This window comes from Lishizhenia sp., assembly GCF_057456495.1.
The window spans coordinates 1-12,234 of record NZ_JBVCPV010000080.1; the positions used below are offsets into that span (position 1 = coordinate 1).

Genomic DNA, 12,234 nt, shown 5'->3' on the forward strand with positions numbered 1-12,234 from the left:
AAAAAAGCGGCTCTACACCGCTTTTCTAAACTATTTAATTTTTAACAGGGATACCATTTTTATCTTTGAAATTTCCTGTAGCAATAAGGATAATATCAATTAATGACCAAATTCCTAGTCCTCCTAAGGTAATAAGCATTAAGATACCTGTTCCAATTTTACCTGCGTAAAAACGGTGTACACCGAAACCTCCTAATAATACTGCAAGTAAGATTAAAGTAACAAAGTCTAGGCTGCTTTTTTGTTCCATGTCTAAAGTTTGGTTTTCCATAAGTAATTGTTGTTGAGCTAAGTGTTTACCACGAAAAGTGATTGAAATTTAAGTAGCTCGGTTAATAATGTTTTAGTTTTCGGAAGTGAATATAATAAATTTTTTCACTTAGGAGCTGCCTAGAAAGGGGAGGAGGCTTCTGCAGTGAAGCTAGGATTTAGGGTGTTATTTATTATAGGATAGAGGTGAGTGGTGACTAATTCTTCTTCGGGGAATTGATATTTATACAGGTATACTGAAATAAAATTGACTTCCTTCATTGATCTTGGATTCTACCCATATTTTACCGTGGTGAAGGCTCACTATTTTTTTACAATGTGCTAAACCTATACCCGTACCCTCGTAATAATCTTTGGAATGAAGTCTTTTGAAAATGGAGAAAATTTCATGTTGATGTTTTTCTGAAATTCCTATTCCATTATCGCGAACACAGAAAGTCCAATGGTCCTTTTCTTGGTGAGCACTGAGGTTAACTTGCACAGGGTTATCGGGCTTTTTAAATTTAATAGCATTACTGATGAGGTTTTGGAATAAAAGTCGCAATTCAATTTCTACTCCTTTTACTACAGGTAGATTTTTGTATTCAATTTCAACCGTGCTTTGCTGAATTGTTGTGTCGAGATCTTTTAGAATATCTGCAATTAAAAACTCTGTGTTAACTTCCTGAAGGTTTCTAGTTTGACCTATTTTACTGTAGTCAAGAATTCCTTCTATGAGGTCGCTCATTCTTTTGCTGGATGTTTGCAAGTAATTTAAAAATTGCTCAGATTTTTCGTCCATATTTACGCCGAGATGTTTTCTTAATAAGGTTACCAAACTTGTTATCGTGAACAAGGGTTCTTTTAAGTCGTGCGATGCTATATATGCAAAATTCTCTAGCTCTAAATTTTTGGTGATGAGCTCCTCTGTTTTTTCTTGTATTTTTTCTTCCAGTTTTCTGTTGAAAGCTAATTGTTTTCCATGACTTTCAACTTTTTGGTCAATATTTTTAATAAATACGTAAATGAGAGGTTTGCCCTCCAAAATGTACTTACAAGGTGTTGCTTCTGCATGAAAGATACTTCCATCTTTTCGTACGAATTTTGTTTGTACGGTAAGTTTATCTTCACTCTGCATATCTTCTAACACCGATTCAGAATTTTCTAGTTCATCTTTGGTGTGTAAATCGAATATTTTTAATGTATCCAATTCCTCTTTGGTGTAACCAAATTCTTTCAATGCACTCTCGTTAATATTGAGGATATTCATTTCCATATCATGGATAAGAATAGGAATAACCGCCATTTCAAACATTTGCTTGAAGATATCTCCTTTTTCATCTAGAGTTGTAAAACCTTCAAGTTTATTTTGAACATTTTCCATGAAGAGTGTTTTATTGATTACTTTTTGGGGTGGTTAAGTTAAAATAAATATACTATAAGTTCCATTATAAATTAAATGTTCTTTCGATGAGCTTATAGTTTTATTCCAAAAATACATACATCATCCACTTGTTCGTTCTCTCCTTTCCATTGTTGAAAGCTTTTGCTGATTTTGATTTTTTGCTCTTTCATGGGAAGGTGACTTATTTCTAAGAGGAGCTTTTTAAGATTTTTACGCATGAATTTTTTATTTTTTTCTCCTCCAAATTGATCCACAAACCCATCGGATAGGAGGTAGTAGCAATCTCCTTTTTTTATGTTAAAGATTTGGTTTTCAAAAGGCTCGTAGGTAGATAATCCTCCTATAGGCTGTCTATCTGCTTTAAAAATTTCCACAGTGTTTTCCCTTACGCGATACACCGGATTATTCGCCCCTGAATACTGTACCTCTTGTTTCTGAAAATCAAAGCAACAAATGGATATGTCCATCCCGTCTTTTATAGAAAGCTCAGAGAAAGAAAACATTTCGTCAAAAAGCACGTGAAGTTTATCTAAAATGGTGGAGGGTTCAGTGATTCCAAATGCATTAATGGTACGTTGTATTAAACCATGACTTAAAGCACTTACAAAAGCCCCTGGAACACCATGGCCGGTACAGTCACCCACGGCAACAATTACTTTGTTATCAATCTTGCTACAGTAATAGAAATCACCACTTACCGTATTCCTAGGGAGGTATATTACGAAGGAGTCGTGAAGGATTTGGTGAATGTATTTTTTGGAAGGCAGTAAACCGAGTTGAATGCGTTTCGCATAGTTGATTGAGTCTTGAATTTCTTTACTTTTCTCTAGTAATTCCTCTCTTTGGTTAAAAATTTCTAGAGACATTTTATTGAAGGCTTCAGAAAGTTGACCAATTTCATCAACGGTGGTCGGAGGAATAGTTTTACCGTAATCTCCATGTGCAATTTCCGCAGCGATGGATTTTAGCTTAATCAATGGTTTGGATATCTGTCGTGTAATTCCTGTTACCAAAAGTATGAAGATAATAATCACCCCTGCACTTAGGGAAAGTACTTTGTACCGTAATTTTTGAATAGGAGCTAAAATTTCTTTTTTATCAATTTCTGCTAAAATCACCCAGTTTAGCCCCTCAATTTTTAAGGGACTAGATGCGCTTAAAACTTCTATGTTTCTGTAGTCGTTAATGATGGAAATATTGGTTCTGCCTTTCAGTGCTTCTGTTACAGAAGGGGTTTTAACGGTTAATTGATTTAAGGAGTTGTCAATAAACCTGGATTGACTTTTTATAATGTATTTATCATCAACAAGATAAGTTTCTCCAGTGTTACCTAATCCTTGAAGAACTGTATTGGTAAGCATAATGTTGTCAATATCATGAGAAGGAATTGTAAAACCGAGTATTGCTCTAAATGTTCCATCGGGATAATAGATGGGGGTAGCAGTAGCGAGGTATAATTCATTGCGTATACGCACATAATCAAATAGGGTAGTTTTTTTTGTTTTAAAAACGCGTTTATAAATATTTTTAATGTATGTGCTGAGTGTATCCTCGATGTCTGCAGTAAACATTAGTTTTCCATCGAAATGAGCAATGGAAAAATGGGATGAATCGTAAATAATTATCATATCATGATAAGATTCATTGATCATGAAGGAATTAATGGGCTTGCGTCTAAACACAGAGTCTTTTTTTTTGTGTACTCCTTTTAACATTAAATCAATTTCTACTGAGGTAGCTGCAATTTGAGTGCTTTTGAGTTTACCATCTAAAAAGTCTTTGATGAATTCAGTTTTGATAACTCGCGATGCTGTGAGCTGTTCAAAAGTTCTGTTTAGAATAGCTTTCTTGGTGAGGTTAAAAGAGTAGAAGCCTACGACTAGTATTGTAAGTACCCCAAGCCCGATAAAGGCAATTAATATCTTCAGTCTTATTTTGCTCCTTATATAGAGAATGAGCTTCTTCATCAGAGGTTGTTTACTAATAATTTTTGGAATTCTATCGCTACAGTAATTTAGTGAAATCGAGGATGTTATTCAATTTATTGTGACATAGTGGCGTATATATGGGGTACGTGTGAAGTTGAGAAGGAAAATTGTGAACAAAAAAAATCCCTCCCGAAATTTCGAGAGGGATATAATTTCAAAGTAATTGAAGATTACACACGGATGTGACCATCTCCAAATACGTAATATTTATTGGTTACCAATTGTTTCAATCCTAGTGGACCTCTATGGTGAAGTTTGTCTGTTGAGATTGCTAATTCTGCACCAACTCCCATTTGTCCCCCATCCGTAAATCGGGTAGAGGCATTGTGGTAAACTGCGGCAGAGTCAACCTGTTCCATAAATACTTCTGCCTCTTTTGCATCTTCTGTTAAAATCGCAGCGGAGTGACCTCCAGAGTATTTATTAATCATTTCGATAGCTGTTTCTTCATTGTCTACAGCACTCAACATGATTTTCATTGCTAAAAATTCTTCATACCATGTATTTTTATCTTCAACAACTGTATTATTCGGTAGTGTGCTGGCTAATGAAGCATCTACTACAACCTCTACCTGATGGTCGTTTAAAATGGTATTCAAATCTTTAACCTTTGCTTCAAAATCAGGAATATTTTTATCAATTAACACTTTATCCAAAGCATTACAACCCGAAATTTTATCAGTTTTCGCATTGATAACAACTTTGACTGTTTTTTCCCAATCTGCATTTGGCGTTATGTAAAGAAAGTTGTTCCCTCTACCGCTAATTAATACGGCACAGGTTGCGTGTTCTTTTACAAAAGCAATCAATCTTTCACCACCTCGAGGTACAATTAAATCAAGCTTTTCATCTGGGTTACGCAAAAAGTCTTGTGTTTCTTGGCGGTTCATGTGTAAGAGTTTGATCCAATCTTTACTCAAACCATTTTCTTCTAAGGCTTGGTGCCAGCATTTTTCTAAAATAAGGTTAGAAAATTTCGCTTCTTTACCTCCTTTTAGTAATATTTTGTTGTTGGCTTTAAAGGCCAATACAGCAGCTTCAATGGTAACATCAGGTCTAGATTCATAGATAATCATGATGGTTCCAAATGGAGCTGTTTTGTTTTGAATGTTCAGACCTGTTTCTAAGGTTCTGTTAGAAATTACCTGTTGTACAGGGTCTTCCTGTTGACGCACTTCTTTGATGGCTTGAATCATTCCATCCACCTTTGCTTCATTTACAACTAAACGGTCGTAAAGTGCTTGGTCATCTTTTTGAAAAGCGTCTAAATCTTTTTGGTTTTCTGCTATAATGGCTTGTTTGTTCTCCGCTATAATTCGCATCATAGCATCGAGTACGTCGTTCTTTTTATTGGTATTTAATAATTCCATGTGTGTAATGTCTTGTAAAAATGTATGTTATTTTTCTTCGCCTTTGTCGTTCACGAATTTTGTTCCCACTTCTTTTCCTTCCAAAATGTCGATAATGATGTCGTCGTATTTACCGTTGGCAATGTAGGTTGGAATGTTTTTCTTGGCTGTACCTTTGGCGATACGCAATTTAGATTTCATTCCACCACGTCCTTCTCCTTCTCCTTTTTCTGAAGCTTGAACATATTTTTCAACGTTTTGATCTACACTTACGGTATTCAATTTACGTGTATCATCATCGTCTGGGTGCCCCGTGTATAAACCGTCTATATCGGTAAGGATGATAAGCATGTCGGCGTCGATTAATTCGGCGACCAAACTGGCTAACTCATCGTTATCGGTAAACATAGACATGGAAAGTGACACAGCATCATCTTCGTTGGCGATAGGAATAATTCCCTCGTGTAGTAATGCTTCGTAACAATTGATCATGTTCTCTCTGTGTAGTCCTGGATCAAAATCTCTTTTGGTGGCCAAAACTTGGGCACAGCGCATACCATAATCGTGAAATATACTGTAGTAGTGACGCATCATACGTGGTTGACCAACCGCAGAAAATACTTGTCGACGTATAGAAGGTTCTTCAATGGAACATTCTCCCAAGACCTCTTTCCCGGCAATGGTTGAACCCGAAGATACGAGTACGGTGATAATATCTCTTTCGTATAAGTAGGCGATTTGTCTGACTAAATTTTTTAATATCGGGCCTACAATTCTGTTGTCTCTATTGGTCATCACATTGGTTCCTACTTTGATGACCACTTTTTTCTTGTGCATATTTTGTGTTTGAGTGAATTAACTTTGTTCGCCAAGTTCTACAGCTCTATCAAAGGCTGCATAAGCGGCTTTCTTAATTAATTCGTTAACGTTATTGTCTTCTAATGAATCTAAAGCGGCGCGTGTAGTACCTCCTTTAGACGCAACTCTGTCCATCAATGTTTGTGGACTCACATTGGCATGATTGAAAAGTTCTACGGCCCCTTCGAATGTATTGGATACAAGTATTTTTGAATCGTTCGGAGAGAAGCCCATTTTCAATGCAGCTTCCATCATAGAGTGCATGAAGTAAAATACATAAGCTGGTCCAGATCCTGAGATACCTGTAGAGGCGTCAATAAAGTTTTCATTTTTTACGCGGATAGATTCTCCGGTTGTGTCCAGTAAGTTTCTCACCATGATGAGTTCAACTTTAGAAACCTCTGGAGATTCTGTGTAAGAGGTAACACCTTTTCCTACCTGTGCAGGAAGGTTAGGCATAGTTCTTACCACTTTTTTTACACCCAATCCTTCTTGGATGGATTCTATTGTAACACCCGCCATAAGTGATACAAAGATTTGTTGGTCGTTTACCAAGTGTTTTATTTTAGCGTATAAATCATCACAGTGGTATGGCTTTACCGCTAAAAATACGATGTCTGCCTGTGGCAAACAATCTTCGATATTATTGAAAGTATCGAAGTGTGGTACTTCCTCTAGTTTAGCAAGTACTTCTTGAGAAACATCATAAATCTGAATGTTTCTTCTGTTTTTGAAAGGAGATGTTGCCATCCCTTCTGCATAGGTAAGCCCCATATTTCCGGCCCCTATCATTAAAATTTTCATCTTAAAAGATTTTAAATTTTCGCAAAATATTAGACGCAAAAAAACCAAGTAACTGTTGTTATTTGGTCATATCATCGTCTAACAAAACGCTTTATTACTAATTATTTCAAGTTGCCTTTAAAATAACACTTTTCTTGGTTTATCCAAAATTAATCCTGATTAATAAGGTGTTAGGTAAGGAAGTAAACCTTAAAGCTTAAGTTTTTGCGAAATATTTGTTTGTTGTAGCCTACTACCAGTGAGCTAGTTGAGTTCTATTTTTTGCCAATTTTCACGTAGGCGTAAATATTCCTTTTTAAAACGTGAGAGGTAATAGTTTACAGCTCCCTTTCTGTCAGAATCTGGGTCTTTATCGTTGATAGCTTTAAAACTACTTTTAATTAAACCAATGATATCTGAATGCAACAGAAGTATGGAGGCTTGTTCATCTATTTCCTGATCGGTGAATACACTTTTAATGGATTCTAATTCTAACTGTTCTGTGGGTGTAATGCTACGTTTCTCTTTTAATTGATCTAAATAGGGCAACAGGGTAGCACTTAACTCCACAAAGTTTTTCAACACCAAAAGTGCCTTATTAATTTGTGATATGTTTGAAGTGTTCATGACTGTATTGTTTAGCGTTTGTAAGTCGTTCTATTATATAAACGTAAAAAGTGGCTATAAAGTTGACTCTCAGTAAAGAATCAATTAAAAAAGCAGGTGTGAACCACACCTGCTTTTCGATCGCTACTAAGTATATATGTAAACTTAACTTATGAAATTCTATTGCGGATGATGGTGACCTTTGGTGCTGTGTGCGCCTTGTTTATGGCCTTTACATTTTCCTTCACATTGGGCTTTACAAGCTTCTTTCTTTTGAGCTTTTAATTCAGCCAACTTTTCTTTTTGTTCTTGTGTTAATTCATTTTCAATTTTAGCCCTTCCTTCTTGACGCTGTTTTCTTGCTTTTTCTTTCAAAGCAATCATTTCAGCACGTGTTTCCTCTGCTTTCTTTATGTTTTCTAGTTCTATGGCATAGATTTTCTTTTTTTGAGCTTCGGTAAGATCTAGGCTTTCGGCCATCTTATCTACACGTTTTTGCGCCTTTTGTTCTGGCGTCATTTCCACGCGTTCTTTCTTCTTTACGTCTGGCTGATCTTGTCCAAAACTAAGGGGAGCAATTAGGGCAAGGACTAGAATTAAAATATACTTTTTCATGTCTATTGTTTTAGTATTCACTTTTTAGACCGTTGAAAAAGAGAGTGGTTTAATGGCTAATGTTGTATTAACGACTATTTAACATTTGTTAAGAAAGGCTGAGTCAAAGAGAAAGAAGGAATTATTTTTTGTTTCTCGGATGATAACTAATGATAGCTTCACGCAAAAATGAACTGTCTAGGTGGGTGTAAATTTCTGTAGTGGTGATAGATTCGTGCCCTAACATTTCTTGTACAGCTCGTAAGTTTGCTCCGCCTTCTATGAGGTGTGTTGCAAAGCTATGTCTGAAGGTGTGGGGACTCACTGTTTTGGTTAAACCAATGCGTTCAGAAAGTTGTTTAATGATGGTGAAAATCATCACTCGGGTTAGTTGCTTTCCTCGTCTATTAAGAAAAACAAAATCTTCATGGCCTTTTTGAATATTGAGGTGTTGACGTATTCCTTCTTGGTACAATTTAATTTCTTTTTCAACAGCAGGGGCTACGGGAACCAGGCGTTCTTTATCGCCTTTACCAATAACGCGCATAAAACCTTGTTCAAAAAAAATGTGCGAAAATTTAAGATTAACCAATTCGCTCACACGGAGTCCGCAGCTGTAGAGGGTTTCAAGAATTGCCTTGTTGCGGTGTCCTTCATTGGTGCTTAAGTCTATTGCACCAATGAGTTCATCAATTTCATTTATGGTTAAGAAGGTGGGAAGTTTTTTTCCAACCTTTGGCATTTCTAATAATTGAGAAGGATCATGATCCATTTCATCTTCTAATATTAAGAAGAGAAAGAATTGTTTAACGCCTGAGATAATTCGCGCTTGAGACCTTGCGCTAATTCCTAAATCGTATAAATCAGCAATAAAATTTTTAAGGTCTTGGTAACTAATTGTAGTAGGTGAGTTGTTGGTCACTTCAAAAAAATCTCTGAGTTTTAAAACATCACGTTGATAGGCCAGAATCGTATTTTCTGATAGTCCTTTTTCTATTTTCAAGTAAGCCACAAAATGCTTAATATAGCGTTCCCAACTCATATGCAATGAATATACTAATTATCAACGGTCCAAATTTAAACTTATTAGGCAAACGCAAACCCGAAGTATACGGAAATGAAAGCTTTGAATCTTATTTTGCTAAGATGAAGGTAGATGGGGTAGTGCTTAGTTATTTTCAATCGAATATAGAGGGCGAAATTATTGATGCCATTCAGCGAGAAGGAATTGACGGAATTGTTTTAAATGCTGGTGCATATACGCATACATCGATAGGTATTAGAGATGCTATTGAAGCTGTAGACACTCCAGTAGTGGAAGTGCATATTTCTAATGTATGCAATAGAGAAAGTTTTAGACATACAAGTTACCTTACACCTGTATGTGTTGGTTCTATTTTAGGACTGGGATTAAAGGGCTATGATTTAGCGATAGAATATCTTAAAAGTTAAGACATAAAAAAAGGTCCTGATTTTCATCAGAACCTTTGAGCGGGAGACGAGACTCGAACTCGCGACCCTCAGCTTGGAAGGCTGACGCTCTACCAACTGAGCTACTCCCGCGGACGGGTCAAAAGTAGTAAATTAATCTAATTTGACAATCAAAAAAATGAAAAAAAATGAAAGAAAAAATAATAAATCTTTACAGAGAATTTAATCACTTTGGAAATCAGTTAAATATGGATTTCGAAATTTTATCGCCGGGTAAAATTTTATACAAGATGAAAGTAGGAAAAGAGCATTTGGCAACTCCAATTGCTGCTCATGGTGGTGCTTTAGCTGGATTAATGGACGCAACTTTAGGGGTGGCAGGTCTAAGTAAGATGGCTGAACATGGAAAAATTGTGAGTACCGTTGAGTTTAAAATCAATTATTTGGCCCCGGCTCAGATCAATGACGAGTTAGAAGCGATAGGTCATGTGATTTCAGCAGGGAAAAGAATACTCTATATAGAAGGAGAGATTTATAAGTTCTTGGATGGAGAAAAAGTGATTATAGCCAAAGCCAACGGAACATTCAATGCATACCCTGCAGAAAAGGCAAAAATGCATTTTAAATAATGGATACTTTTGAGGAGCTACCTTAATAGAGGAGCCAGGAAAGGATAATTAATTATCACAAAAAAAATGCTGTCCCTAAAGACAGCATTTTTTTATTTATCGTGGGGTGTGAGAAAATCTACATCACCTGCTTTCATTTTATGATAACCTTGAGCAACGTATGCCAGCATGATGCGCATCGTATCGAACGCTTCTTCAGATACAGGAGAAATTTCCTTTTTCTGAAGTTTCAATAAGAGTTTCATGTATAGGGCATGGAAGCAAATTTCCAAAGGATGCAATTCTCCCAAATTACTTTTTTCTTGAAAGGCTTTGATGTGTTCTTCAGCCGCTTCGAATAGACCAAGGTATTTAGGGTCTTTGGTAACCGTCAATAAAGTATTGTGTAAGTAAACTAATTCAAAGTGTACTTCTTTTACTCTATTGATGTGACCTTGTTTTTCAACCCCTTGGATTTTCATTTCCTGAATTAAATCTTTGTACCAATTAACGTATTCCTTGGCCAAAGATTCACTAGGCACTTGTTTGCTGATGAATTCTTTTTCTATGCGCTCCAGATCAAAATTGTAGGCACGGATCAAATCCTCAATCTGGTACATATACAATACATACTCAGCAATGTTTTCCTTCAATTTTTGTTGTGCAATAAACATAAATGTTTGTCCTTCTTATTGTGCAGTTTCTTCTGCGTTATTTTCTTCTTCTACACTTTCCTCAACGCCAGAGATAATTTCTTGTTCTCTTTTGTTTAAATAACTGATGAAATCTTCTGTCACATCAAAAGCATCCGAAATGTATGTGATTTGTCCTCCTTTTTGGTAAAAGAATAAAATGTCGATACCATTTTCTTTGGCGTATTCATTTCCTGCTCCAGAAATTTTGTTGGCCAATGCATTGGTGTAGTTCATTGTTTCTTGCTGAAGAACGCGCCCTTCGTTTTGTTCTATTTGTTGAATCTCCTGTTGTCTACGTGCAATTTCTTTTTGGATTTTTTCGTAGTCGAAAGAAGAGATTTCGTTGTTTTGATCTCTACGTTGAACTTCAGCAGCGTATTGTTCATATTTTGCATACATACGCTCTAACTTAGATTGGTACTGCGCTTGCTTAGCTTGCAACATTGAGTCAATTTCACGGTAGTAATTGAATCCTGTAGGAATACTGTCTTGTACGTAGTATGCAATTTTTAAACCTTCAGAGTTTTTCACCTCAATTTCACTCGCGGTTTTTCCAGGAGTTTTTACGTTGGTTTCCTCTGTTGATGAAGGAGTTGTTGTGTTGCAAGATGCCAATACAAGGGCACCCATTGCAAATGAAGCTATTAATTTATTCATTCTAAGTTGCTTGATTATTTTATTTCTGATTTCTCTTGTACGTTTTTGTTGCGGAAAGATTTTTCCCAGTCTGTTCTCATGTCAACAAATCTGTTCAAACATCCTTGTAGGAAATCACTGGTAATCATTGCTTTTACATCCGCTAACCCCATTACGTCAATTTCACCAATTTTATAGGTTTGCTCAAATTGACCTAGTTCTACTTTAACAATGTACTTGTTGTTAAAATTGAAGATTTGAATTTTAAATCTTGGGTGTTCTATTTCTTCTATTACTCTCACGGTGCAAAAATGCTAAAAATACATGAAAGTGTAAAGTGCTTTAAGAACATTCTAGGCTTTTGAATTACAAATCTTATTACCCTATAGTTTTTGTAGATTATTAACAAAAGAGCTCCTTATGGTTATATCTCATTGTTTGTGTTGTTAATTCCTTAGTATGTGTGTAAAACGAAGCTTGTAGTTGTGATATTTAACAAATAGACTAATATTTGTTATAAATTTGTATGTGAATTTTTCTTGTCTAGTTTTGTGCCGACTTCCATAAGAAGATGGAAGAATATACACTAACAAACTAAATTAGTCATGAAGAAAATTTCCTTTTTACTAATGGCAATGCTGCTCAGTATAATTAGCATTGCTCAAACAAATGTGGGGAGTGGTAACTCCACAGGTCAAGCCTTACCTATCGATCCTTATTATGGGTACTCTTACTCGCAATCCGTTTATCTTTCGAGCGACATAAATGCTTCGGGATCAATAACCGGAGTTCGTTATTATGTAGATGCTGGTACAGCATTAGATGATGATGCTTATGATTGGGTTGTTTCTATTGCAACATCAACAAGAACTTCATTTTCTGGAATTTCAGATTGGGAGCCAGTAGCCAACTTCACACAAGTTTATGCAGACTCTGCATACGTGGTTGCTGATCCAGCGGGAGACTATGTTGAAATTCTTTTCAATACTCCTTTTGTATATAATGGTACAGACAATATAATAATGGCTGTGG

General features: G+C 35.9%; 14 protein-coding genes, 1 tRNA gene and 1 pseudogene. 3 read left to right on the forward strand and 13 right to left on the reverse strand.

The window, feature by feature from the left end:
* Window positions 1-34: 34 nt before the first annotated feature.
* From AC22ZQ_RS07380 to xerD, 9 genes are all read right to left on the reverse strand, one after another.
* Window positions 35-271 carry a TM2 domain-containing protein gene (locus AC22ZQ_RS07380; RefSeq protein ID WP_318958140.1) on the reverse strand — a complete coding sequence of 79 codons (237 nt, stop codon included), beginning with the start codon at window positions 269-271 and terminating at the stop codon, window positions 35-37.
* Between the two features lie 222 nt (window positions 272-493).
* Window positions 494-1,633 carry a sensor histidine kinase gene (locus AC22ZQ_RS07385; RefSeq protein ID WP_318958141.1) on the reverse strand — a complete coding sequence of 380 codons (1,140 nt, stop codon included), beginning with the start codon at window positions 1,631-1,633 and terminating at the stop codon, window positions 494-496.
* A gap of 92 nt (window positions 1,634-1,725) precedes the next feature.
* On the reverse strand, window positions 1,726-3,621 hold the full coding sequence (locus AC22ZQ_RS07390; protein ID WP_318958142.1) for a SpoIIE family protein phosphatase: 1,896 nt from the start codon (window positions 3,619-3,621) through the stop codon (window positions 1,726-1,728).
* A 191-nt stretch (window positions 3,622-3,812) separates the two neighbouring features.
* Window positions 3,813-5,012 (reverse strand): glutamate-5-semialdehyde dehydrogenase, encoded by a 1,200-nt coding sequence (locus AC22ZQ_RS07395; RefSeq protein ID WP_318958143.1) that lies wholly within the window; start codon window positions 5,010-5,012, stop codon window positions 3,813-3,815.
* 27 nt (window positions 5,013-5,039) lie between these two features.
* Window positions 5,040-5,828 (reverse strand): glutamate 5-kinase, encoded by a 789-nt coding sequence (proB, locus tag AC22ZQ_RS07400; RefSeq protein ID WP_318958144.1) that lies wholly within the window; start codon window positions 5,826-5,828, stop codon window positions 5,040-5,042.
* An 18-nt stretch (window positions 5,829-5,846) separates the two neighbouring features.
* Window positions 5,847-6,653, reverse strand: a complete 807-nt coding sequence (gene proC, locus AC22ZQ_RS07405) for a pyrroline-5-carboxylate reductase (RefSeq protein WP_318958145.1) — start codon at window positions 6,651-6,653, stop codon at window positions 5,847-5,849.
* Between the two features lie 243 nt (window positions 6,654-6,896).
* Window positions 6,897-7,259, reverse strand: coding sequence for a hypothetical protein (locus tag AC22ZQ_RS07410; protein ID WP_318958146.1), 363 nt, complete (start codon window positions 7,257-7,259; stop codon window positions 6,897-6,899).
* 159 nt (window positions 7,260-7,418) lie between these two features.
* Window positions 7,419-7,853: a hypothetical protein gene (locus AC22ZQ_RS07415; protein WP_318958147.1), complete on the reverse strand. Its 435-nt coding sequence runs from the start codon at window positions 7,851-7,853 to the stop codon at window positions 7,419-7,421.
* 121 nt (window positions 7,854-7,974) lie between these two features.
* Window positions 7,975-8,874, reverse strand: a complete 900-nt coding sequence (gene xerD, locus AC22ZQ_RS07420; RefSeq protein ID WP_318958148.1) for a site-specific tyrosine recombinase XerD — start codon at window positions 8,872-8,874, stop codon at window positions 7,975-7,977.
* 5 nt (window positions 8,875-8,879) lie between these two features.
* Here xerD and aroQ point away from each other — a divergent pair, with 5 nt between their 5' ends.
* A complete protein-coding gene (gene aroQ, locus AC22ZQ_RS07425; RefSeq protein WP_318958149.1) occupies window positions 8,880-9,284 on the forward strand; it encodes a type II 3-dehydroquinate dehydratase in 405 nt (134 codons plus the stop codon).
* A 38-nt stretch (window positions 9,285-9,322) separates the two neighbouring features.
* On the opposite strand, the gene AC22ZQ_RS07430 is transcribed toward aroQ, so the two are convergent.
* Window positions 9,323-9,395 (reverse strand) — tRNA-Gly (locus AC22ZQ_RS07430).
* A 56-nt stretch (window positions 9,396-9,451) separates the two neighbouring features.
* Between AC22ZQ_RS07430 and AC22ZQ_RS07435 the strand changes: the two genes are divergently transcribed.
* The gene (locus tag AC22ZQ_RS07435; RefSeq protein WP_318958150.1) at window positions 9,452-9,892 is read left to right on the forward strand and encodes a PaaI family thioesterase; all 441 of its coding nucleotides are present in this window, start codon (window positions 9,452-9,454) and stop codon (window positions 9,890-9,892) included.
* Between the two features lie 92 nt (window positions 9,893-9,984).
* Here AC22ZQ_RS07435 and AC22ZQ_RS07440 read toward each other — a convergent pair whose 3' ends face one another.
* Genes AC22ZQ_RS07440 through AC22ZQ_RS07450 form a run of 3 tightly spaced genes read right to left on the reverse strand, consistent with a single transcriptional unit; the run spans window position 9,985 to window position 11,504 of the window.
* On the reverse strand, window positions 9,985-10,545 hold the full coding sequence (locus AC22ZQ_RS07440; RefSeq protein ID WP_318958151.1) for a DUF4924 family protein: 561 nt from the start codon (window positions 10,543-10,545) through the stop codon (window positions 9,985-9,987).
* A gap of 15 nt (window positions 10,546-10,560) precedes the next feature.
* The gene (locus tag AC22ZQ_RS07445; RefSeq protein ID WP_318958152.1) at window positions 10,561-11,223 is read right to left on the reverse strand and encodes an OmpH/Skp family outer membrane protein; all 663 of its coding nucleotides are present in this window, start codon (window positions 11,221-11,223) and stop codon (window positions 10,561-10,563) included.
* 14 nt (window positions 11,224-11,237) lie between these two features.
* On the reverse strand, window positions 11,238-11,504 hold the full coding sequence (locus AC22ZQ_RS07450; RefSeq protein ID WP_318958153.1) for a hypothetical protein: 267 nt from the start codon (window positions 11,502-11,504) through the stop codon (window positions 11,238-11,240).
* A 303-nt stretch (window positions 11,505-11,807) separates the two neighbouring features.
* Between AC22ZQ_RS07450 and AC22ZQ_RS07455 the strand changes: the two are divergent.
* Window positions 11,808-12,234 (forward strand): annotated as a pseudogene (locus tag AC22ZQ_RS07455) (hypothetical protein); the annotation flags it as partial.

Excerpts from the sequence above, each read along its gene's own strand:
- AC22ZQ_RS07385 (WP_318958141.1), bottom strand. The coding sequence starts at position 1,633 with ATGGAAAATGTTCAAAATAAACTTGAAGGTTTTACAACTCTAGATGAA.
- AC22ZQ_RS07435 (WP_318958150.1), top strand. The coding sequence starts at position 9,452 with ATGAAAGAAAAAATAATAAATCTTTACAGAGAATTTAATCACTTTGGA.
- AC22ZQ_RS07380 (WP_318958140.1), bottom strand. The coding sequence starts at position 271 with ATGGAAAACCAAACTTTAGACATGGAACAAAAAAGCAGCCTAGACTTT.
- AC22ZQ_RS07390 (WP_318958142.1), bottom strand. The coding sequence starts at position 3,621 with ATGAAGAAGCTCATTCTCTATATAAGGAGCAAAATAAGACTGAAGATA.
- AC22ZQ_RS07415 (WP_318958147.1), bottom strand. The coding sequence starts at position 7,853 with ATGAAAAAGTATATTTTAATTCTAGTCCTTGCCCTAATTGCTCCCCTT.
- xerD (WP_318958148.1), bottom strand. The coding sequence starts at position 8,874 with ATGAGTTGGGAACGCTATATTAAGCATTTTGTGGCTTACTTGAAAATA.
- AC22ZQ_RS07445 (WP_318958152.1), bottom strand. The coding sequence starts at position 11,223 with ATGAATAAATTAATAGCTTCATTTGCAATGGGTGCCCTTGTATTGGCA.
- AC22ZQ_RS07410 (WP_318958146.1), bottom strand. The coding sequence starts at position 7,259 with ATGAACACTTCAAACATATCACAAATTAATAAGGCACTTTTGGTGTTG.
- aroQ (WP_318958149.1), top strand. The coding sequence starts at position 8,880 with ATGAATATACTAATTATCAACGGTCCAAATTTAAACTTATTAGGCAAA.
- AC22ZQ_RS07440 (WP_318958151.1), bottom strand. The coding sequence starts at position 10,545 with ATGTTTATTGCACAACAAAAATTGAAGGAAAACATTGCTGAGTATGTA.
- AC22ZQ_RS07395 (WP_318958143.1), bottom strand. The coding sequence starts at position 5,012 with ATGGAATTATTAAATACCAATAAAAAGAACGACGTACTCGATGCTATG.
- proC (WP_318958145.1), bottom strand. The coding sequence starts at position 6,653 with ATGAAAATTTTAATGATAGGGGCCGGAAATATGGGGCTTACCTATGCA.
- proB (WP_318958144.1), bottom strand. The coding sequence starts at position 5,828 with ATGCACAAGAAAAAAGTGGTCATCAAAGTAGGAACCAATGTGATGACC.